This is a genomic window from Streptomyces sp. NPDC102490 (assembly GCF_044765285.1).
In the GTDB taxonomy this organism is placed as follows: domain Bacteria; phylum Actinomycetota; class Actinomycetes; order Streptomycetales; family Streptomycetaceae; genus Streptomyces.
In genome coordinates, this window is record NZ_JBIWJU010000005.1 from 498,228 (window position 1) to 518,555 (window position 20,328).

Sequence of the window (20,328 nt, forward strand, 5' to 3'; positions counted from 1 at the left end):
GGGGGGGGGGCGGCCCCGCGGCCCCCCCCCCCCCCCCCCCGCGGCGGGGGGCGCCCCCCCCCCCCCCCCCCCCCCCCCCCGGGGCCCCCCCCCCCCCCCCCCCCGGCCCCCCCGCCCCCCGGCCGCCGCCCCCCCCCCCCCCCCCCCCCCCCCCCCCCACCCCCTTCCCGTGCCGGTCAGGCGGCCAGCGTCACCGCGCTCACCGCCGGAGTGCGCAGCACCCGCCGGGCCGTGCCCAGGCTCGTCCCCAGCGTCGCCGCCGCCGAGACCGCCATCATCGCGAGCCACACCCCGAGGAACTGGTCCGGCAGCACCGCGTCGGTGCGGACCACCGTGAACGGCACCACACCGGCCAGCGCGGCCACCGTGCCGAAGAAGATCCCCGTCACCGTGAGGATCACCCCCTCGGCGGCCACCACGCCCAGCACCTGCCCCGGCGTCGCCCCCGCCAGCCGCTGCTGACCGAATTCACGCGAGCGGTACGTCGTCGCCGCGTACAGCGAGTTGACCAGCATCACGCAGACGAACACCGCGATGATGCCGACCACCGTGAGGTTGAGCGTCTCCAGGTTCTTGGCGTCCACCGACTTCACCAGACCGGAGGCCTTCGCCGCCTCGCTCTCCACGGCCTGCATCGTGAGCGTCGCCGTCGACACGGCGGTGAACATGATCAACGACACGAGGATCCCGGCCAGATGATCCATGCGCTCACGCAGATTGCGCACGGCCAGCCAGCCGCTCGCACCGCCCAGCGGCAGGCGGCCCAGTACGCCCTTCAGCAGCCGCGGCGACAGCAGCGCGAAACCGGCCGACAGCATGATGGCCCCGCTGGCCGGCGCCGCCATCAGCGCGTCGTCCGTCGCCGGGAGCAGGAAGGTGGAGCACACACCGGCCGCCCCGACGGCCAGCGCCGCGCAGGTCAGGAACCGCTTCACCCCGGCCCGCTGCCGGCGGCCCCGGGTCAGGCGCCGTACCGCCAGGAACGCGGCGCCCGCGGACGCCAGCAGGGTGAGGTCCACGCCGCTCAGTAGCGCGATGGGCCCGAAGGAGTGGTCCACGGACCGCGCCACCTGGCCGCTGTCCTGGAACAGGTCGAGCAGCAGCCGGCCGCCGAGCATCGCCGGGACGATCGCCAGTGCCGAGCCCACCAGGGCCACGGCCACCGCCTCACCCACGACCATCCGCTTGATCTGCGCCGGGGTCGCCCCCGAGCAGCGCAGCAGCTCCAGCTCGGCGGTGCGCTGACGCACGTTGACCGTCAGCGTCGAGGCCACCGCGAAGAACACCAGCAGGGTCCCGTACCCGCCGACGACCCCCGCCGCCGTGCCCAGCGTCCCCGCGCTGACCTCGTCGACGCCGTCCTGCCCGGCCGTGTCGTGCATCGAGTTGAACGTCATGATGATGGCCGCCCCCAGGAAGGCGGAGAGCAGCGTCGCCAGGAACCGCCCGGGGCGGCGCCGGATCGACCGGAGAGCCAGTACGAACATCGCTCACACCCCCGCCGGCACGTCGTCGCCCAGGTGCGCGAGGCGCTCCGCGACCGCGTCCGGGGTCGGCGCGTCCATCCGCCCCGCCAGCCGGCCGTCGGCGAGGAAGACCACCGAGTCCGCGTACGAGGCGGCGACCGGGTCGTGCGTCACCATCACCACGGTCCGCCCGTGCACCCGCACCGCCTCCTGGAGCAGCAGCAGCACCTGCCGGGCGCTGCGCGTGTCCAGCGCTCCCGTCGGCTCGTCCGCGAAGATCACCCGCGGTTCGGTGACCAGGGCCCGGGCGATCGCCACCCGCTGCCGCTGACCGCCGGAGAGCTGGTCGGGACGGTGACCGAGCCGGTCTCCGAGACCGACCGACGTCAGGACCTCCCGGGTCCGCCCGCGGTCGACGCGGCGGCCGGCCAGCTTGAGCGGCAGCACCGTGTTCTGCGCGACGGTCAGCGTCTCCAGCAGGTTGTACTGCTGGAAGACGAACCCGACCCGGCCGCGCCGGAACTTGGTCAGCTCCGCCTCGCCGCCGCCCGTCAGCTCCTTGCCGTCCACGCACACGATGCCGCTGTCCGGCCGGTCGAGGCCCGCCGCGCACTGGAGCAGTGTGGACTTGCCCGAGCCGGACGGTCCCATCACCGCGGTGAACGTGCCACGTCCCAGGCTCAGCGTCACCCCGTCCAGGGCGGTCACGGCGTTCTCCGCCGAGCCGTACGTCCGGGTCACCTTGACGAGCCGGAGAGCCTCGGAGGCGGGGCCCGGGTCGTGCTTGCCTCGTGCGCCGGAGCGAAACATCGTGATCACCTTCCGTGTGGCACGCCCTGTGCGGTGCCTCGTGGAAGACGCTACGGAGAGTGGGCCCGGACCACACTGGGTGCAGAACCCGTATCGGGGGGTGTACTCAGCGACACCCCGCGCGCCGCGAACCGCCCAGCAGCACCACCTCCAGGGTGCGCGGGCCGTGCACCCCCTCGACGCGGTCCAGCTCGATGTCGCTGGTCGCGGAGGGTCCGGAGATCCACGTCAACGGCCGCTTCGGGTCCAGGCGTTCGAGGGCCTCGGGCACCGACGACACGACCTGGTCGGGTACCCGCACGACGCAGATGTGGTGGTCGGGGACGAGGGTGATGCGCCGCCGCCCCTGGTCGGGGGAGCCGTCCAGGACGATCGTGCCGGTCTCGGCGACGGCGACGGCGCAGCCGGTCACCACGCTCTCCACCCGGTCCAGGTCGTGCGGTGTGCTCACCGCCCGGTCGGGCACGCGCGTCGGATCGGCGGCCGACAGCCACGCGGGCGGCAGGCCCGGCGGCACCAGCACGTACCGGGGGCCACGCCGGGCGAGCAACCGCGCGATGAGCGGCGGCAGTTCCTCCTCGTCCGCGCGGTGCACGATCGCCCGGTAGTCCGCCAGGTTCTCGGCGAGCAGGTCCACCGTCTCCCGGACGGACCGCTGCCCGTGCTCGCGCAGATAGTCCCGGGCGACGGCCTCCTCGTAGGGCCTGGGGTCGTCCGGCACGTCCGCCAGCGCGCGCCGTACCCGGCCCAGGATGCGTTCCCTGCTGCTCACTTCGCTCCGTCCTTTCCCCCGTGCGTGCGCTGCCACCAGTCCCGGAACGGCTCCACAGGCACCGCAGGCAGGTCCCGGCTGCCGCTCCACGCCCGGCCGGGACCGGGCAGCGTGCGTGGATGCAGCCGGCGGGTGCGCGAGGCCAGCCGCTGTCCGGTGCGCAGCGCGCCCGGGTGCGTGAACGCCCACTGCGCCGCCCGCATCGCCGCCCGCTCGGCGGCGTGTCCCTTGGCGGGCTTCAGCACCACCCGGTTGCCGCGACGGACCGCGGGCCCGCCCTGCACCACCCGCTCCCGCAGGTGCACCAGCACCTCGGGGATGTCGATGGCGACCGGGCACACCTCGTAGCAGGCGCCGCACAGCGAGGACGCGTACGGCAGGGAGGCGTCGATCTCGCTGCCGGTGCCCCGCAGTTGTGGGCTGAGGATCGCGCCGATCGGTCCCGGGTACACCGAGCCGTAGGCGTGGCCGCCCGCCCGCTCGTACACCGGGCACACGTTCAGGCAGGCCGAGCAGCGGATGCAGCGCAGCGCCTGGCGGCCGACCTCGTCGGCGAGGGTGTCGGTGCGGCCGTTGTCCAGCAGGATCAGATGGAAGGTGCTGGGGCCGTCCTCGTCGGTGGTGCCGGTCCACATGGACGTGTACGGGTTCATGCGCTCGGCCGTCGAGGAGCGGGGGAGGGTCTGGAGGAAGACCTCCAGGTCCTGCCACCTCGGCACGATCTTCTCGATGCCGACGACCGAGATCAGCGTCTCGGGCAGGGTCAGGCACATCCGCCCGTTGCCCTCCGACTCCACGACCACCAGTGTCCCGGTCTCGGCCACCACGAAGTTGGCGCCGGAGATGCCGACCCCGGCCCGCAGGAACTTCTCCCGCAGGTGCAGCCGGGCCGCCTCCGCGAGTTCGGCGGGCGTGTCCGTCAGCCCCTCGGGCGCGGGGCGGCCCCACTCGCCCATCTCGGAGCGGAAGATGTCCCGGATCTCGCCCCGGTTGCGGTGGATGGCCGGCACCAGGATGTGCGAGGGCCGGTCCTTGCCCAACTGCACGATCAGCTCGGCGAGATCGGTCTCGTAGGCATGGATGCCGCGGGCCTCCAGCGCCTCGTTGAGGCCGATCTCCTGCGTCGCCATCGACTTGACCTTGACGACCTCCCGCCTCCCGCCGTCGCTGCCGCCGGCCTCCTCCACCAGCCGGGCGACGATCTCGTTCGCCTCGTCCGCGTCGGCGGCCCAGTGCACGGTCCCGCCGGCGGCCGTGACCGCCTCCTCCACCTGCACCAGATACCGGTCGAGGTGGCGCAGCGTGTGGTCCTTGATCTGCTTCCCGGCCTCGCGCAGCGCCGCCCAGTCGTCCAGTTCGGCGACCGCGCGGGCCCGCTTGTCGCGGATGGTGTGGGTGGCGTGGCGCAGATTGCCGCGCAGCGTCGGGTCGCCCACCGCCTCGCGCGCCGCCCGGGGGAAGGTCGGCATCCCGACGAAGGTCCCGCTCATACGGCCGCCACCTCCTCGGTGCTCGCCAGGATCTCCGCGATGTGCACCGGCCGCATGCCCGAGCGCAGCCGCGACATCGTGCCGCCGAGGTGCATCAGACAGGAGTTGTCGGCCGCGCACAGCACGTCCGCGCCGGTCGACTCCGCGTTGCGCACCTTGTCCGCTCCCATCGCCGCCGACACCTCGGGGTTCTTCACGGCGAAGGTGCCGCCGAACCCGCAGCACTCCTCGGCGCCCGGCAGCTCCACCAGCTCCAGCCCCCGCACCGCCGCCAGCAGCCGCCGCGGCCGGTCGCCCAGGCCCAGGCTCCGCAGCCCGTGGCAGGTCGGGTGGTACGTCACCGTGTGCGGGTAGTACGCCCCCACGTCCGTCACCCCGAGCACGTCCACGAGGAACTCCGTCAGCTCGTACGTCTTCGGCACCACCGGCGCCAGCGTGGCCGCGAGCGTGTCCCCGCGCCCCTCCGCCCGCGCCCGCTCACCCATCCGCGGATACAGCTCCCGCACCATCGCGCCGCACGAGCCCGAGGGCGTCACGACGGCGTCGTAGTCGGCGAACACGTCGGCGAAGTGCCGGGCGAGCGGCTCGGCCTCGTGCCGGTAGCCGGTGTTGTAGTGCGCCTGCCCGCAACACGTCTGGGCCATCGGGAAGTCGACCTCGACGCCGAGTCCGGTGAGCAGCTTCACCACGGCGCGGCCGGTGTCCGGATAGAGCGTGTCGTTGACGCAGGTCAGGAACAGTGCGACACGCATCGCGGCTCCTCGTGCTCGATCATCGGACGAATGATGAGTGCAGGCTAATCGGCGGACCGGGCTCGGGGGAGCCCCGGTTCAGCCGTCGGCGAGTCGGGCCGCGGCCGCCCGCCAGCGGGCCGTGCCGCCGCGCGGCTGGTACCGGGTCAGGGACTGGGTGCGGGCCAACAGCCCGCGCATCTGCGCCAGGTCGCCGGCCAGGCCGTGGGCGCGGGCCTGCACCAGGACGTTGCCGAGCGCGGCGGCCTCCGTCGGCCCCGCCACCACCGGCAGCCCGCAGGCGTCGGCGGTCAGCTGGCACAGCAGCGCGTTGCGGGTGCCGCCGCCGACCACGTGCACGACGTCGACCGGATGCCCGGCGAGCCGCTGCGCCTGCTCGACCGCCGTGCGGTGGGCCAGCGCCAGCGAGTCGAGGATGCACCGGGTCACCTCGGCGGGGGTCCCGGGCACCGGCTGCCCCGAGGCGTGGCACGCCTCGGCGATCCGCTCCGGCATCCGCCCCGGCGCCAGGAACGCGGCGTCACCCGCGTCCACCACCGACCGCAGCGCCGGCACCCGCGCCGCCGCGCGCAGCAGCTCACCCAGACCGGGGTCGCCCCAGGCCCGTACGCACTCCTGGAGCAGCCACAGACCCATGATGTTGCGCAGGTAGCGGACGGTGCCGTCCAGGCCGAGTTCGTTGGTGAAGTTGGCGGCCCGGCTCTCCTCCGTCAGCACCGGAGCGGTCAGTTCGAGACCGGCCAGCGACCAGGTGCCGGTGCAGATGTAGGCGAAGCGTTCACCCGGGGCGGGTACGGCGGCCACCGCGGAGGCGGTGTCGTGCGAACCGACCGCCGTCACCGGCACGGGCCCCGCAAGGCCCGTCTCCTCCAGCACCTCCGGCCGCAGCAGCCCCGCCGCGTCGCCGGGGCGGCGCAGCGGTGCGAACAGGCCGAGGTCGATCCCCAGCCGGTCCGCGACCTCCCGCGACCAGTCCCGGGTGCGGGGGTCGATCAGCTGGGTGGTGGAGGCGTTGGTCAGCTCCGTGCCCTGCTCGCCGGTCAGCCAGTAGGTCAGCAGGTCGGGGATGAGCAACAGCCGCCGGGCGGCCGCGAACTGGGCCGTGCCGCGCGCCGCGACGAGCTGGTACAGGGTGTTGAAGGGCGCGTCCTGCAATCCGGTCGCCGCGTACAGCTCGCCGGCCGGCAGCGAGGCCCGCACCTGCTCCGCGACGCCTTCGGTACGGGCGTCGCGGTAGTGCACGGGGTTGCCGAGCAGCGCCCCGTCCGCGTCCAGCAGACCGTGGTCGACGGCCCAGCCGTCCACGCCCACCGAGTCCACCGGCCCGGCCGCCCGCAGACCGTCCAGCACCCCGGCGTACAGCGCGAGGACGTCCCAGCGCAGCCCGTCGGGCGTACGGACCGGCCGGTTGGGGAAGCGGTGCGCCTCGGTCAGCTCCAGCCGGTCGGCGCCCACGCGGCCGACCATGACGCGCCCGCTGGACGCGCCGAGGTCGACCGCGGCGTACGCCCCAGCGTCCACGGCGGTGCTCATCGCAGGAACGCGGCGGCGACGCCGGCGTCGACCGGGACGTGCAGGCCGGTGGTGTGGGTGAGGTCGCCGCCGGTCAGCGCGAACACGGCGTTCGCGACGTGCTCGGGCAGCACCTCGCGCTTGAGCAGCGTCCGCTGCGCGTAGAACTCGCCCAGCTTCTCCTCCGGCACCCCGTACACCGCCGCCCGCCGGGCCCCCCAGCCGCCCGCGAAGATGCCCGAACCCCGCACCACACCGTCGGGGTTGACGCCGTTGACCCGGATGCCGTGCTCGCCCAGCTCGGCGGCGAGCAGGCGCACCTGGTGGGCCTGGTCGGCCTTGGTGGCGGAGTAGGCGATGTTGTTCGGGCCCGCGAACACGGCGTTCTTCGAGACGATGTAGACGATGTCGCCGCCCATTTCCTGCGCGGTCATCACCCGGGCCGCCTCGCGCGAGACGAGGAAGGAGCCGCGGGCCATGATGGCGTGCTGGAGGTCCCAGTCCTTGGCCGTGGTCTCGAGCAGTGGCTTGGAGATGGAGATCCCCGCGTTGTTGACCACCAGGTCGACCCCGCCGAAGGCGAGCACGGCCGCCTCGAACGCCGCGGCGATCTGCTCCTCGGAGGTGACGTCGACACCCACCGCGACGGCCTGGTCGTCCCCGCCCAGCTCTTCGGCGACGGCGGCCGCGTTCTCGGCGTTCAGGTCGGCCACGACCACACAGGCACCCTCGTCCACCAGCCGCCGCGCGATCGCCTTCCCGATCCCGCTGCCCGCGCCGGTGACCAGGGCGACACGGGTGGCCAGCGGCTTGGGGCTCGGCATCCGCCGGAGCTTGGCCTCCTCCAGCGCCCAGTACTCGATGCGGAACTTCTCCGACTCCTCGATCGGCGCGTACGACGACACCGCCTCGGCCCCGCGCATCACGTTGATCGCGTTGACGTAGAACTCGCCGGCCACGCGCGCGGTCTGCTTGTCCTTGCCGAAGCTGAACATGCCCACGCCCGGCACCAGCACGATCGCCGGGTCGGCGCCGCGCATGGCGGGGGAGTCCGGCTCCGCGTGCCGCTCGTAGTAGGCGGCGTACTCCTCCCGGTAGGCCGCGTGCAGCTCCTTGAGCCGGGCGACCGCCTCGTCCAGCGGGGCGGTCGGCGGCACGTCCAGGACCAGGGGACGCACCTTCGTGCGCAGGAAGTGGTCCGGGCAGGAGGTGCCGAGCGCGGCGAGCCGCGGGTGCTCGGCCCGCGCCAGGAAGTCGAGCACCACCTCCGCGTCGGTGAAGTGCCCCACCTGCGCCCGGTCCCGCGAGGCCAGCCCCCGGACGTACGGCGCCAGCGCCGCCGCCCGCTTGCGCCGCTCGGCCTCGGGCAGCGCCTCGTACCCGGCGATCACCGCACCGAACGGCTCGGCCTTCCCGCGCTCGGCCAGGAAGGCCTCGGCGGTGCGGATGATGTGCAGCGAGTTGCGCTCGCACTCCTCGGAGGTGCCGCCCCACGCGGTGATGCCGTGCCCGCCGAGCACGCAGCCGATCGCCTGCGGGTGGGCCTCCTTGACGGCCGCGATGTCCAGCCCCAGCTGGAAACCGGGCCGCCGCCACGGCACCCACACCACGGTGTCGCCGAAGCACTCGGCGGTCAGCTTCTCGCCGTCCGCCGCGCAGGCCAGCGCGATCCCGGAGTCGGGGTGCAGATGGTCCACGTGGGCGGCCTCGACCAGCCCGTGCATCGCCGTGTCGATCGAGGGCGCGGCGCCGCCCTTGCCGTGCAGGCAGTAGTCGAAGGCGGCGACCATCTCGTCCTCGCGCTCGACGCCCGGGTAGACGCCCTTGAGCGCCCGCATCCGGTCCAGCCGCAGCACCGCGAGCCCCGCCCCGGTGAGCGTCCCGAGATCCCCGCCGGACCCCTTGACCCACATCAGCTCCACATCACCCCCGGTGACGGGATCGATGGCGGTGCCCTTGGCGGACGCGTTGCCACCGGCGTAGTTGGTGTTCCGAGGATCGGCACCGAGCCGACGGGAACGGGCGAGGAGGGCATCGGCAGCAGGGTGGGTCGCCATGTCTCTACAGTCCTTCTTGAACGAGGGGTGATTCTTCAGGGGCGCGGGGCTGCATCTGTGTGCGGCTCCGCCGCGGGGGCGCGATCAACCACGAACGACCCGCAGTCCGCGAACAACGGGAACCACGCGGATGCTCACGCCCCCCACCCGGCCTGCTGTCCACCCACCCGCTCGGCGACGACCTTCTCCGCCCACCCGCAGGAGCGATACGCCCTCATGGGCTCGGGGTCCAACCCCGACTCCTCCCGCACCTCCCGAAGAATCGGACGCACGTCCGTGTCATACGCGTCCATCAGCACCGCGTTGGCCTCCAGCACATCCCCCGAGCCCTGCGCGGCAGCCAGCGCCGCCCCGTCGACCAGCAGCGCCTTCGCCGTGGCCTCCTGCACGTTCATCACCGACCGGATGATGGCCGGGATCTTCGCCTCGATGTTGTGGCACTGGTCGAGCATGAACGCCACGTCGGAGGTGAAGCCGCCCCCGCGCACCACCTCGTACATGATGCGGAACAGCTGGAACGGGTCGGCGGCACCCACCATCAGGTCGTCGTCGGCGTAGAACCGCGAGTTGAAGTCGAACCCGCCGAGCTTTCCCTCCCGCAGCAGCGTCGCCACGATGAACTCGATGTTCGTGCCCGGCGCGTGGTGCCCCGTGTCGACCACCACCTGCGCCTTCTCACCCAGCTTCAGGCAGTGCGCGTACGCCGTGCCCCAGTCCGGCACGTCCGTCGTGTAGAACGCCGGCTCGAAGAGCTTGTACTCGAGCAGCATCCGCTGCCCCTCGCCGAGCCGCTCGTACACCTCGGCCAAGCCCTCGGCCAGCCGGTCCTGCCGGGACCGGATGTCGTCCTGGCCGGGGTAGTTGGTGCCGTCGGCGAACCACAGTTTCAGGTCGCGCGACCCGGTGGCGTCCATGATGTCGACGCACTCCAGCAGGTGGTCGACGGCCTTCCTGCGCACCGCCGCGTCCGGGTGGCAGACGCTGCCCAGCCTGTAGTCGTCGTCCTGGAAGGTGTTGGAGTTGATCGCGCCGATCCGTAGGCCCCGCCGCTCGGCGTGCGCGGCCAGCGCGGCGTAGTCCTCGACCCGGTCCCAGGGGATGTGCAGGGCCACGGTCGGGGCCGCGCCGGTGAACTCGTGCACCTTCGCCGCGTCGTCCAGCTTCTCGAACGGGTCGCGCGGGACACCGGCCTGGGCGAACACCTTGAAACGGGTCCCCGAGTTGCCGTACGCCCACGACGGCGTCTCGACGGCCTGGGTCTTGAGCACGGCCTTCACCGCGGCGAGGTCGGTCACTTCGGGGCTCCTGAGGCATCGGGTCGTGGCCCGCTGTGCGCACGACCAGTTCATGAAACGATTCAGAACGCGAAGCTATGAGCCGCCCGAAGGGGTGTCAACCCTTGCGGCCGCCCCGGCCCTCCGCGACCCAGGCGACGGCCTTCGACTCTCGAAAGTTTTTCGACCAGGAACCCATTGACGTGACACACCCTCGCTGCCTAACGTCCCCGGCAACCGGGTTGAAACCTTTCACGACGCCGTGAAGACCGTCCCGTCCGGCGCCGGCGAGGTCCTCGCCGATGGGGTACCGATCACCTTCGTACGAAAGCGGCATTCCATGCAGCGCGTCTGTTTCCTGCTCAAGGTCCGCCGGGACCGCGTCGCGGAGTACCGCGAACGCCACGCCGCCGTGTGGCCTGAGATGTGCGCGGCGCTCTCCGCCACCGGCTGGCACAACTACTCGCTCTTCCTGCGGGACGACGGCCTGCTCGTCGGCTACCTGGAGACCGAGGACTTCGCCGCCGCCCGGGCCGGGATGGAGGCCACCGAGGTCAACGCCCGCTGGCAGGTGGAGATGGGCCCGCTGTTCGAGTCCCTCGACGGGGCGCGCCCCGACGAGGCGATGAAGCCCCTCACCGAGGTGTTCCACCTCGCCTGACGGGGCCTCGTCGGAGCGGCCCGGGTACTGTGTGCAGGTCCCGCGGCCGCCACGCATCCCCCGTACGACCTCGGAGGTCTCTGCCCGATGGCCCATTCCGTGGGTATCAAGGACGTCGCCCGCGCCGCCGGAGTCTCCGTGGGCACGGTCTCCAACGTCATCAACCGCCCCGACACCGTCGCCACCGAGACCCGCGCGCGGGTGCTGTCCGCCATCGACCGGCTGGGGTACGTCCGGAGCGAGTCCGCGCGCCAGCTGCGCGCCGGCCGCAGCCGCATCATGGGGCTCCTCGTCCTGGACATGGGCAACCCGTTCTTCGTCGACGTCGCCCGCGGTGCCGAGCGCGCCGCCCGCGAGGCCGGGCTCGGCGTGATGGTCTGCAACAGCGCGCAGAACCCGGGGGAGGAGGCCGAGTACCTCTCGCTCTTCGCCGAGCAGCGGGTCCGGGGCGTCCTGCTCACCCCCGCCGACGCCACCGGCCGCAACATCGAGGGCTTCCGGCGCCACCGCATCCCCTTCGTGCTGGTCGACCGGGTCGCCGAGGGCACCAGCGAGTGCTCGGTCTCCGTCGACGACGTCGCGGGCGGCGCGCTGGCCGTGCGCCACCTCGTGGACGCCGGACACCGCCGCATCGCCTACGTCAGCGGCCCGCCCGGCCTCAACCAGGTGCGCGACCGCCGCGCCGGCGCCCTCGCCGCGCTCGCCGAGGCCGGGCTCGGCCCCGACGCACTGCGCGAACTGCCCACCGAGCGCCTCGACGTCGCCGCGGGCCGCGACGCCGGCGCCCGCCTCCTGGGCCTCGCCGAGCGCCCGACCGCCGTCTTCTGCGCCAACGACCTGCTCGCCCTCGGCGTCCTGCAAGCCGTGTACGCCGCCGGGGTCGGCGTCCCCGACGACCTCGCGATCGTGGGCTACGACGACATCGAGTTCGCCGCCGCCGCGGCCGTCCCGCTCACCTCCGTGCGCCAGCCCGCCGTCACCATGGGCGCCATGGCCGCCGAACTGCTCCTGGAGGAGACCGAGCTGGAGGGCACCGACCTGACCCACCCGCACCGGCGGGTCGTCCTCCAGCCGGAGCTGGTGGTGCGGCGCTCCAGCCTCGCCGCCCGCTGACCGGCCGGTCAGCACGATGTCATGATCCCGGGGGTCGGCGGCCGCCGGACGGTGTGCTGAACTGGGACCCGGCCGCGAGAACCGGCCGCCAGATCCGTCCGTCCCGGGAGACCCCTTGAGCGTCAGCTACCGCCAGCCAGGCGTCGTCCTCACCGACCGCCGTTTCACCGTGCCCCTCGACCACGCCGACCCCACCGGGGAGACGATCGAGCTGTACGCCCGCGAGGCCGTCGCGAGCGACAAGGCCGACCAGGACCTGCCCTGGCTGGTCTACCTCCAGGGCGGGCCCGGCTTCGGGGCAAACCGTTTCATCGGCCGTCCCGCCTGGTTCGGCCGGGCCCTGAAGGACTATCGCGTCCTGCTCCTGGACCAGCGCGGCACCGGCGCCTCCACCCCGGCCAACCGCCAGACGCTCCCGCTGCGCGGCGGCCCCGCCGAACAGGCCGACTACCTCACCCACTTCCGCGCCGACGCCATCGTCCGCGACTGCGAGGCCATCCGCCCCCGGGTCACCGGCGGCGCCCCCTGGACCGTCCTCGGCCAGAGCTTCGGCGGCTTCTGCACCGTCGCCTACCTGTCGCTGGCCCCCGAGGGCCTGAGCACCGCCCTGATCACCGGCGGCCTGCCCTCCCTGGACGCCCACGCGGACGACGTCTACCGGGCCGCCTACCCGCGCATCGAACGCAAGGTCGTCGCGCACTACGCCCGCTACCCGCAGGACGTCGAGCGCGCCCGCCGCATCGCCGACCACCTCCTGACCCACGACGTGGTCCTGCCGAACGGCTACCGCCTCACCGTGGAGGCGTTCCAGTCGCTCGGCATCATGCTCGGCGGCAGCGAGGGCAGCCACCGGCTGCACTTCCTCCTGGAGGACGCCTTCGTCCGCACCCCGAACGGACACGAACTCTCCGACGCCTTCCAGGAGCAGGCACAGGGCCTGCTGTCCTTCGCGGCCAACCCGCTGTACGCCCTCATCCACGAGGTCATCTACGGCCAGGACGCCCGGCCCACCGCCTGGTCCGCCGAGCGCGTCCGCGCCGAGTTCCCGCGCTTCGACGCCGCGAAGACCCTCGCGGGCGACGAACCGCTGCTGTTCACCGGCGAGTCGATCCACCCCTGGATGTTCGACTGCGACCCGGCGCTGCGCCCGCTGCGCGAGACCGCGGAACTGCTCGCCGCCCGCACCGACTGGACCCCGCTGTACGACCCCGCCCGCCTCGCCGCCAACGAGGTCCCGGCCGCCGCGGCCGTCTACCACGACGACATGTACGTCGACACCGCCCACGCGCTGACCACCGCCCGCGCGATCCGGGGCCTGCGCACCTGGGTCACCGACGAGTTCGAGCACGACGGTGTGCGGGCCGGCGGGCCCCGTGTCCTGGACCGGCTGCTCGCGCTCGCCCACGACGCGGCCTGAGGGGCCGGCAGCCGGGCCCTCGCAGCCGCGCCCGAAATCCGGGTGGGATGTCCGCGGCGCGGGTTAGTGTGCGGGCATGACGGAGCCGACGATCACGCAACTGGAGCCCATGCCCGGCGACTGGAGCCGCGCCCTGGCCGTGGTGGCGCACCCGGACGACCTGGAGTACGGCTGCTCGGCGGCGATCGCGGCCTGGACCGACGAGGGCCGCGAGGTCGCCTACGTCCTGGCGACCAGGGGCGAGGCGGGCATCGACACGCTGCCGCCCGACGCGTGCGCCCCGCTGCGCGAGCGGGAGCAGCGGGCGAGCGCCGCGGTCGTCGGGGTGAGCGAGGTGGAGTTCCTCGACCACCGGGACGGCGTCATCGAGTACGGCACCGCGCTGCGCCGCGACATCGCCGCCGCGATCCGGCGCCACCGGCCCGAGCTGGTCATCACCCTCAACCACCGGGACACCTGGGGCGGCGTCGCCTGGAACACCCCGGACCACGTCGCCGTCGGCCGCGCCACGCTCGACGCGGCGGCCGACGCGGGCAACCGCTGGATCTTCCCGGAGCTGACCGAGCGGGGTCTCGAACCCTGGAACGGCGTGCGCTGGGTCGCGGTCGCCGGTTCCTCCTCGCCCACCCACGCCGTGGACGCCACCCCGGGGCTGGAGCGCGCGGTGCGCTCACTGCTCGAACACCGCACGTACATCGAGGCGCTGACCGAGGAGGACCCGGAGACGTACGTGCGCGGATTCCTCACCGGCTTCGCCCGGGCCGCCGGGGAGCGGTTCGGCGGGAAGCCGGCGGTGACCTTCGAAGTCTTCGGACGGTAGCGGCATGGCGGGGGAGCGGGGCGTGCGCGGGGAGCGGGACATGCGGGACGTGCGGGGGCAGCAGCGGCTCGCGGAGCGGTTCGAGGAGCACCGCGGGCAGCTGAAGGCGGTGGCCTACCGCATGCTCGGCTCACTGGCCGAGGCGGAGGACGCCGTGCAGGAGGCATGGCTGCGGCTCGACCGCTCCGGCGGGGACGGCATCGACAACCTCGGCGCCTGGCTGACCACAGTGACCGGCCGGATCTGCCTGGACCTGCTGCGCTCGCGCACCGCGCGCCGCGAGGAGCCGATGACCGAGGGCTTCGACACCTTCGTGCCGGACCCCGTGCTGCGGGCCCTGCCCCGGGCCGACCCGGAGGCGGAGGCCCTGCACACCGACTCGGTGGGCATCGCCCTGCTGGTGGTCCTGGAGACCCTGGAACCGGCCGAGCGGCTGGCGTTCGTCCTGCACGACATGTTCGCCGTGCCCTTCGACGCCATCGCGCCGGTCGTCGAGCGCACCCCGGCCGCCACCCGGCAGCTCGCCAGCCGGGCCCGGCGCCGGGTGCGCGACGCGACCCCCGCGGCCGAACCGGACCTCGGCCGGCAGCGCCGGGTGGTCGAGGCGTTCCTCGCCGCGAGCCGCGCCGGTGACTTCGAGGCCCTGGTGTCCGTCCTCCACCCGGACGTGGTGCTGCGGGCCGACGCCGGCGCGCTGGCCCGGGGCGTGGCGGCGTCCAAGGTGGTGCGGGGCGCGCGGACGGTCGCCACCGGGGCGTTCCACTTCCGCCACCTGGCCCCCCTCGCCCGCGTCGTCCTGGTCAACGACGCGGTCGGCACCGTCGCCGTGGCCGAGGGGCGGCCGCGGTCGGTCACCTACGTCACCGTCGCCGACGGTCTCATCACCGGCCTGTACATCCTGTCCGACCCGGAGCGGCTGGCCCGCCTTGACCTGTCCGCGCTGGAGACCTGACCGGGGGCGCGGGACCGCCCTCGGGCCGGCGCGCCGGCGGCCCGTATCCTCGACGCCATGCGAGAACACACGGCGGACCGGGCGGACGGCCGGGCCGGTGCGGAACTGCGCGCCGACTGCGGGAGCTGCTTCGGCCTGTGCTGCGTGGCCCTGCCGTTCGCCCGCTCGGCGGACTTCGCGGTCGACAAGGACGCCGGCACCCCCTGCGCGAACCTGCGCACCGACCACCGCTGCGGCATCCACGCGACACTGCGGGAGCGCGGCTTCACCGGCTGCACGGTCTACGACTGCTTCGGCGCCGGACAGCGGGTCTCGCAGGTCACCTTCGGCGGCCGGGACTGGCGCACCGGCCCACCGGAGCGGGCCCGCCGCATGTTCGAGGTGTTCCCGGTCGTCCGCCACCTGCACGAGCTGCTCCGGTACCTGACCGAGGCGCTGACCCTGCCCGCCGCCCGCCCGGTCCACGCGGACCTGCGCGGCGCCCTCGCCGACACCGAACGCCTCGCCGGGGGGACCCCGGAGGAGCTGGCCGCCCTCGACGTGGCCGCGCACCGGCAGCGGGTCAACGCGCTCCTGCTGCGCACCAGCGAGCTGGTCCGGGCCGGTACCCGCGGCCGGCGGAAGAACCGCCGCAACGCCGACCTGATGGGTGCCCGGCTGAAGGGCGCCGACCTCGCCGGGGCGGACCTGCGCGGGGCCTACCTCATCGCCGCCGACCTCACCGGCGCCGACCTGCGGGGTGCCGACCTGATCGGCGCGGACCTGCGCGACGCCGACCTGACCGACGCCGACCTGACGGGCGCCTTCTTCCTGACCCAGCCGCAGGTCAACGCGGCCAGGGGTGGCCCCGGCACCAGGCTGCCGGACTCAGTCACCCGCCCGGTGCACTGGACAGCGGGACGCTGAACCGGCGTTCCCGGCGCCCTCCTCCCGGGCCTCCCCGGCGTCGTCCGTGCGGGAGGCGGGCGCGGGCGTCGGAGAGGTCCGCCGGTCCAGGTGCAGGCGCAGCCCCTCGGGCATCAGCGTCAGCCGCTCGGTGACCCGCAGCCGGTAGCCGGGGTCCGGGCGCAGGTCGTAGCGGCGCAGCAGCAGCCCGAGGACCAGCGTGGCCTCGTGCAGCGCGAACTGCCGCCCGATGCACGCCCGCGCTCCGGTCCCGAACGGCTTGAAGGTGTGCGGGGCGCGCGAGCGCACGGCCTTCGCTTCGAAGCGGTCGGGGTCGAACCGCTCGGCGTCCGGGCCCCACACCTCGGGGTCGCGGTGCAGCATGCCCGTGAGCACCAGCGCCCAGGCCCCGCGCCGCATCGGGTACGCGCCGCCGAGCACCGTGTCCTCGCGGGCCTCCCGCGCGAAGCCGGGGGCGGTCGGCCACAGGCGCAGCGACTCGTCCAGGACCCGGCGCACGTAGCGCAGCCTGGCCACCTGCTCGTAACCGGGCGCCTCGGTGTCGCCCCACACCCGGTCCACCTCGGCACGCGCCCGGGCCGCGACCTCGGGGTGTTGCGCGAGGTAGTGCAGGGCGAAGGAGAGCGCGCCCGAGGTGGTCTCGTGACCGGCGACCAGGAAGGTGATGACCTGGCGGCGGACGTTCTCGGGGGACAGCCGCTCACCGGTCTTGGCGTGGGCCGTCTCCAGCATCCGGTCGAGCAGGTCGCCTGTGCCGCTCCCGCCCCCGCCGCCACCGGTCGCCCGGCGGGCGCGGACGAGGTCGTCGACCGTGCGGTTGAGGTACGCGATGTCGGCGGCGTTGCGGCGGCTCGCGTCGCGCAGCAGCCAGGGGGCCAGCGGAGCGGGCACCGTGTTGAGGCGCTGCGCGTAGCCGAGGGTGCCCACCATGGCGGTGACGAAGGGGTGGAGCCGGGGGCGTTCGAAGGAGCCGAAGTCGTGCCCGAAACCGGTGCGCGCGATGGTCTCCAGCGTCAGCTTGGTCATGTCGCCCGGCACGTCCACCGCCCGGCCCGACGCCTCGGCCAGGTCCCACTGGCCGGTGAGCCGCGCGGCCACGTCCAGCATCATCACGTGGTACCCGGCCATGGCCTCGCGGCTGAACCCGGGCGCCAGCACGTCGTGCGCGAGCTGCCAGTTGGGCTCGTGGTTGTACGCCGTGAACAGCCCGTCCCCGGCGACCGGCCGCAGGTTGGCCACGCCCAGGCCCACGTGCTTGGCGAAGCGCGTCTCGTCCGCCAGGTCGGCGGCGAGGGCGGCGCCCCACACGAACACGAACTCCTTGCCGAAGGCACGCCGCCGGAATATCGGCCCCAGCCGCCGCGCGTAGCGCAGCGAGTCCTGCATCGGGGTGCGCCTGCTCGCGCCCACGACGTCACCGAGCAGGGGCAGCCGGTACGGGGGGTGCGGGATGCGGTGCAGTTCGGGCCAGCCCAGCTCGGCGCTGCGGAAACCCTTCGGCAGTCCGTCCCGGGCCGTTTCCCTCACTGTCTGGGCCATGACGCGATCTCCCTTGACGCAGCGGCGTGTTGCACGAGCCGAGGCGAGCGTGTTGTACATGGGTTCAATAACGCGTCCAGTCTCGTCCCGTTGTTGAACCGGCGTCAAGTAAGGTGCGGACATGGCCGCGAACCAGGGCGAGCGCACCCGCCGCCGGCTCAGCACGGGCGAGCGCCGGGAGCAGTTGCTCTCGGTGGGTGCGCGCCTGTTCTCGGAGAGCCCGTACGACGAGGTCTGGATCGAGCAGGTCGCCGAGATCGCCGGGGTCTCCCGCGGGCTGCTGTACCACTACTTCCCGAACAAGCGGGACTTCTTCGCGGCGGTCGTCGAGCGCGAGAGCGCGCGCATGCTGCGGATGACGGCGGCCGTGCCCGGCGTCCCGGTCCGCGAGCAGCTCACCGCGGGCCTCGACGCCTACCTGGAGTACGTGCGGGCCCACGCGCACGGCTACCGCGCCTTCCACCGCGCCGACGCGGCCGGTGACCGGGCGGTGCGCCGCGTCTACCAGCAGGCGCTCGCCGCGCAGGAACGGCAGATCCTCGCCGCCCTGGCCGCCGACCCGGAGTTCGGCCCGGCCTTCGAGGAACGCGGCGACGTCCGGCTGGCGGTGCGCGGCTGGCTGGCCTTCACCACGGCGGTCTGCCTGGAGTGGCTGCGGGACCCGGAGCCCGCCCGCGAGCAGGTGCGGGACCTGTGCGCACGGGCGCTGTTGGGAGCCATCGCGCCCTGAGGCCGCGGGTGCGGTTCACGCGGCGGGGCGAGTCGGGCCGGTGCCGTGGTTGGCGCACTCCCCGAACTCCGATAGGTTAGGTGAGCCTTACCTAATGAATTGCCGAACGGAGGTTGGGATGGCTGACAGCCACACGTGGGCGGCCGCGCCCGCCGCGGCGGAGCGGGCCCGCTCGGTGCTCGCCGCCGCCTGGTCGTGCGCGGTGACCGCGGAGGGCGGCCGGGAGGAGTTCGTCGGCGCGCACACCGTGACCGACGACGGCCGGGTGCTCCTGCACGTCCCCGAGGACAGCGCGCTGCTCGCCGCGGCGGTGTGCGCGCCCCGCGGGGAGCCGTCCGCCGTGCTGGAGTTCGCCGACGTGGCGCCCGTCCCGGTGCGGAGCCGGATCAGGGCCCGGCTCTGGCTCGCCGGCTGGTTCGCCGTGGCGGACGGGCACCTGTCCTTCCGGCCCACCCGCGTGGTGCTGCGGCGGCCGTCCGGGGCCGTGGTGGTCGACGTCGACGAGTTCACCGCCGCCGCGCCCGATCCGCTGGCCCTGGCGGAGGCGCGGCTGCTGACCCATCTCGCCGACTGCCACGGTGACGCCGTGGAGCGGCTGACCCGGCTCGTCGACCCGGACAGCCTGCACGGAGCGGTCCGGGTGCGGCCGCTCGCCGTGGACCGGCACGGACTGACCCTGCGCATCGAACGGGTCCGCGACCACGGCGACGTACGCCTGCCGTTCCACGCGCCCGCCGACGAGATCGCACAGCTCACGGAGCGGGTGCACGTGCTGCTCGCCCAGGCGGGCGCCGCCTCCTGCCCGAGGGCCCTACAGCGGCAGCGCACAGACGGCGACGGGTGAGGCGAACGGCTCTCCCGCGGGGCGCAGTCCGCCGTCGTCCGCGCTCACCCGGAACACGCTCACGGTGCCGGAGCGCTGGTTGGCCGCGAACAGCAGCCCGCCGTCCGGGGAGAAGGCGATCTGCCGCGGGAAGTCGCCGCCCACCGGCACCGTGCCGAGCAGCCGGAGCCGGGCGCCCTGCGCCTCCACCGCGTACCGCGTCAGACTGTCGTGCCCCCGGTTGGCGAGGAAGGCGTACGCGCCGTCGGCGGTGACCAGGATCTGCGCGGGGTAGTTGGTGCCCGCCCCCTGGCCCGGTCCCGCCCCGGTGGACTGCGGATCGCCGACGGTCAGGCGCCCGGTCCCCGGGTCGTACGCGCAGACCGTGACGGTGTCGTCGAGCTCGTTGGCCAGATAGGCGTGGCGTCCGCCGGGGTGGAAGGTGAGGTGCCGGGGTCCGGCGCCCGGCCGGGTCCGCGCCCGCGCGACCTCCGCGAGGGTCCCCGCGCGCTCGTCCAGGCGGTAGGTGTAGACGGTGTCCGTGCCGAGGTCCACGGCGAGGACGTGGGCGCCGTCCGGGGCGGTGACGACCTGGTGGGCGTGCGGACCCCGCTGCCCCGGGCCCGGCGGGGGAGTGGAGTGCGTGACCAGGTGGGTGCGCGCGCCCAGCGCGCCCGAGGCGTCGATCGGGTGCACGGCGACGCTTCCCGAGCCGTAGTTGGCGCTGAACAGCCAGCGCCCGCCCGGGTGCACCGACAGGTGGCAGGGCGCCGCCCCGCCGGTGCTCCGGCTGCCCAGCACCGTGCGGTCCGACAGCCGGACGGCGGTCACCGCCCCGTCCTCGCGCTCGTCGACCGCGTACAGGGTCCGGCCGTCGGGATGCACCGCCAGGTACGAGGGATCGTCCACCTCGGCGAGGAGGCCGCGGCCGGTGATCCGGCCCGTCGCGGGGTCGTACTCGGCGAGCCCGATGCCCTTGCCGCCGCCCTCGGCCGAGGTGTAGGTGCCGAGGAGGAGCGGGCGCGGGGCGGAGGACCCGCGCTCCCTGCCCGACGCACCGCTGCTCGCCCGGGACGCGGTGGGCGTCGCGGACGGCGCCCGCACCCCTCCCGTGCCGCCGCACGCCGCCGCCGCGGGGAGGGCCGCGGTCGCGGCGGCAGCGCGGGCGAGCAGCCCGGCGAAGCGCCGCCTGCTCCATCCGTCACCGTTCATACGGTCCTCCCGTGTCCTCGCG

Annotated in this window: 18 protein-coding genes; 8 read left to right on the forward strand and 10 right to left on the reverse strand. The window is 74.1% G+C overall.

What is annotated here, in order from left to right; genetic code table 11:
• Positions 1–176: 176 nt before the first annotated feature.
• The 8 genes from ACIRGB_RS14015 to rhaI form a co-directional block, all read right to left on the reverse strand.
• Positions 177–1,487 (reverse strand): FtsX-like permease family protein, encoded by a 1,311-nt coding sequence (locus ACIRGB_RS14015; RefSeq protein ID WP_403863249.1) that lies wholly within the window; start codon positions 1,485–1,487, stop codon positions 177–179.
• Positions 1,488–1,490: 3 nt separating this feature from the next.
• Positions 1,491–2,276 carry an ABC transporter ATP-binding protein gene (locus ACIRGB_RS14020; protein ID WP_403863252.1) on the reverse strand — a complete coding sequence of 262 codons (786 nt, stop codon included), beginning with the start codon at positions 2,274–2,276 and terminating at the stop codon, positions 1,491–1,493.
• Between the two features lie 106 nt (positions 2,277–2,382).
• Positions 2,383–3,048, reverse strand: a complete 666-nt coding sequence (locus ACIRGB_RS14025; RefSeq protein WP_403863255.1) for a lactate utilization protein C — start codon at positions 3,046–3,048, stop codon at positions 2,383–2,385.
• Positions 3,045–4,538, reverse strand: a complete 1,494-nt coding sequence (locus ACIRGB_RS14030; protein WP_403863258.1) for a lactate utilization protein B — start codon at positions 4,536–4,538, stop codon at positions 3,045–3,047. Before ACIRGB_RS14030 ends, ACIRGB_RS14025 begins: the two co-directional genes overlap by 4 nt.
• Complete coding sequence (locus ACIRGB_RS14035; protein WP_403863261.1) at positions 4,535–5,290, reverse strand: (Fe-S)-binding protein; 756 nt, start codon at positions 5,288–5,290, stop codon at positions 4,535–4,537. The genes ACIRGB_RS14030 and ACIRGB_RS14035 overlap by 4 nt, the downstream gene beginning before the upstream one ends.
• Before the next feature lie 78 nt (positions 5,291–5,368).
• The gene (locus ACIRGB_RS14040) at positions 5,369–6,823 is read right to left on the reverse strand and encodes a rhamnulokinase family protein (protein ID WP_403863264.1); all 1,455 of its coding nucleotides are present in this window, start codon (positions 6,821–6,823) and stop codon (positions 5,369–5,371) included.
• Positions 6,820–8,859 carry a bifunctional aldolase/short-chain dehydrogenase gene (locus tag ACIRGB_RS14045; protein WP_403863267.1) on the reverse strand — a complete coding sequence of 680 codons (2,040 nt, stop codon included), beginning with the start codon at positions 8,857–8,859 and terminating at the stop codon, positions 6,820–6,822. The genes ACIRGB_RS14040 and ACIRGB_RS14045 overlap by 4 nt, the downstream gene beginning before the upstream one ends.
• 134 nt (positions 8,860–8,993) lie before the next feature.
• On the reverse strand, positions 8,994–10,154 hold the full coding sequence (gene rhaI, locus ACIRGB_RS14050; RefSeq protein ID WP_403863270.1) for an L-rhamnose isomerase: 1,161 nt from the start codon (positions 10,152–10,154) through the stop codon (positions 8,994–8,996).
• Positions 10,155–10,473: 319 nt separating this feature from the next.
• On the opposite strand from rhaI, the gene ACIRGB_RS14055 reads away from it, so the two are divergent.
• The 6 genes from ACIRGB_RS14055 (at position 10,474) to ACIRGB_RS14080 (ending at position 16,002) form a co-directional block, all read left to right on the forward strand.
• Positions 10,474–10,794, forward strand: coding sequence for an L-rhamnose mutarotase (locus ACIRGB_RS14055; protein WP_403863490.1), 321 nt, complete (start codon positions 10,474–10,476; stop codon positions 10,792–10,794).
• A gap of 87 nt (positions 10,795–10,881) precedes the next feature.
• Complete coding sequence (locus ACIRGB_RS14060) at positions 10,882–11,907, forward strand: LacI family DNA-binding transcriptional regulator (protein ID WP_403863273.1); 1,026 nt, start codon at positions 10,882–10,884, stop codon at positions 11,905–11,907.
• Positions 11,908–12,022: 115 nt separating this feature from the next.
• Entirely contained in the window at positions 12,023–13,324 is a 1,302-nt protein-coding gene (locus ACIRGB_RS14065; RefSeq protein ID WP_403863275.1) for an alpha/beta fold hydrolase, read from the forward strand.
• 76 nt (positions 13,325–13,400) lie between these two features.
• Positions 13,401–14,144, forward strand: coding sequence for a PIG-L deacetylase family protein (locus tag ACIRGB_RS14070; RefSeq protein WP_403863278.1), 744 nt, complete (start codon positions 13,401–13,403; stop codon positions 14,142–14,144).
• A 4-nt stretch (positions 14,145–14,148) separates the two neighbouring features.
• Entirely contained in the window at positions 14,149–15,096 is a 948-nt protein-coding gene (locus tag ACIRGB_RS14075) for a sigma-70 family RNA polymerase sigma factor (RefSeq protein ID WP_403863281.1), read from the forward strand.
• 57 nt (positions 15,097–15,153) lie between these two features.
• Complete coding sequence (locus ACIRGB_RS14080) at positions 15,154–16,002, forward strand: pentapeptide repeat-containing protein (RefSeq protein WP_403863284.1); 849 nt, start codon at positions 15,154–15,156, stop codon at positions 16,000–16,002.
• Here ACIRGB_RS14080 and ACIRGB_RS14085 read toward each other — a convergent pair.
• Positions 15,964–17,541: a cytochrome P450 gene (locus ACIRGB_RS14085; protein ID WP_403863287.1), complete on the reverse strand. Its 1,578-nt coding sequence runs from the start codon at positions 17,539–17,541 to the stop codon at positions 15,964–15,966. The two genes, ACIRGB_RS14080 and ACIRGB_RS14085, sit on opposite strands and share 39 nt — an antisense overlap.
• A gap of 121 nt (positions 17,542–17,662) precedes the next feature.
• Between ACIRGB_RS14085 and ACIRGB_RS14090 the strand changes: the two genes are divergently transcribed.
• On the forward strand, positions 17,663–18,271 hold the full coding sequence (locus ACIRGB_RS14090) for a TetR/AcrR family transcriptional regulator (protein ID WP_403863289.1): 609 nt from the start codon (positions 17,663–17,665) through the stop codon (positions 18,269–18,271).
• A gap of 118 nt (positions 18,272–18,389) precedes the next feature.
• On the forward strand, positions 18,390–19,115 hold the full coding sequence (locus ACIRGB_RS14095; RefSeq protein ID WP_403863292.1) for a DUF2470 domain-containing protein: 726 nt from the start codon (positions 18,390–18,392) through the stop codon (positions 19,113–19,115).
• On the opposite strand, the gene ACIRGB_RS14100 is transcribed toward ACIRGB_RS14095, so the two are convergent.
• Complete coding sequence (locus ACIRGB_RS14100) at positions 19,083–20,306, reverse strand: lactonase family protein (protein WP_403863295.1); 1,224 nt, start codon at positions 20,304–20,306, stop codon at positions 19,083–19,085. The genes ACIRGB_RS14095 and ACIRGB_RS14100 overlap by 33 nt on opposite strands.
• Positions 20,307–20,328: the final 22 nt, after the last annotated feature.

Coding starts and splice junctions, on each gene's coding strand:
- ACIRGB_RS14055 (WP_403863490.1), top strand. CDS start 10,474: ATGCAGCGCGTCTGTTTCCTGCTCAAGGTCCGCCGGGACCGCGTCGCG.
- ACIRGB_RS14070 (WP_403863278.1), top strand. CDS start 13,401: ATGACGGAGCCGACGATCACGCAACTGGAGCCCATGCCCGGCGACTGG.
- ACIRGB_RS14075 (WP_403863281.1), top strand. CDS start 14,149: ATGGCGGGGGAGCGGGGCGTGCGCGGGGAGCGGGACATGCGGGACGTG.
- ACIRGB_RS14080 (WP_403863284.1), top strand. CDS start 15,154: ATGCGAGAACACACGGCGGACCGGGCGGACGGCCGGGCCGGTGCGGAA.
- ACIRGB_RS14015 (WP_403863249.1), bottom strand. CDS start 1,487: ATGTTCGTACTGGCTCTCCGGTCGATCCGGCGCCGCCCCGGGCGGTTC.
- ACIRGB_RS14020 (WP_403863252.1), bottom strand. CDS start 2,276: ATGTTTCGCTCCGGCGCACGAGGCAAGCACGACCCGGGCCCCGCCTCC.
- ACIRGB_RS14045 (WP_403863267.1), bottom strand. CDS start 8,859: ATGGCGACCCACCCTGCTGCCGATGCCCTCCTCGCCCGTTCCCGTCGG.
- ACIRGB_RS14095 (WP_403863292.1), top strand. CDS start 18,390: ATGGCTGACAGCCACACGTGGGCGGCCGCGCCCGCCGCGGCGGAGCGG.
- ACIRGB_RS14030 (WP_403863258.1), bottom strand. CDS start 4,538: ATGAGCGGGACCTTCGTCGGGATGCCGACCTTCCCCCGGGCGGCGCGC.
- ACIRGB_RS14100 (WP_403863295.1), bottom strand. CDS start 20,306: ATGAACGGTGACGGATGGAGCAGGCGGCGCTTCGCCGGGCTGCTCGCC.
- ACIRGB_RS14040 (WP_403863264.1), bottom strand. CDS start 6,823: ATGAGCACCGCCGTGGACGCTGGGGCGTACGCCGCGGTCGACCTCGGC.
- ACIRGB_RS14090 (WP_403863289.1), top strand. CDS start 17,663: ATGGCCGCGAACCAGGGCGAGCGCACCCGCCGCCGGCTCAGCACGGGC.
- ACIRGB_RS14060 (WP_403863273.1), top strand. CDS start 10,882: ATGGCCCATTCCGTGGGTATCAAGGACGTCGCCCGCGCCGCCGGAGTC.
- ACIRGB_RS14085 (WP_403863287.1), bottom strand. CDS start 17,541: ATGGCCCAGACAGTGAGGGAAACGGCCCGGGACGGACTGCCGAAGGGT.
- ACIRGB_RS14035 (WP_403863261.1), bottom strand. CDS start 5,290: ATGCGTGTCGCACTGTTCCTGACCTGCGTCAACGACACGCTCTATCCG.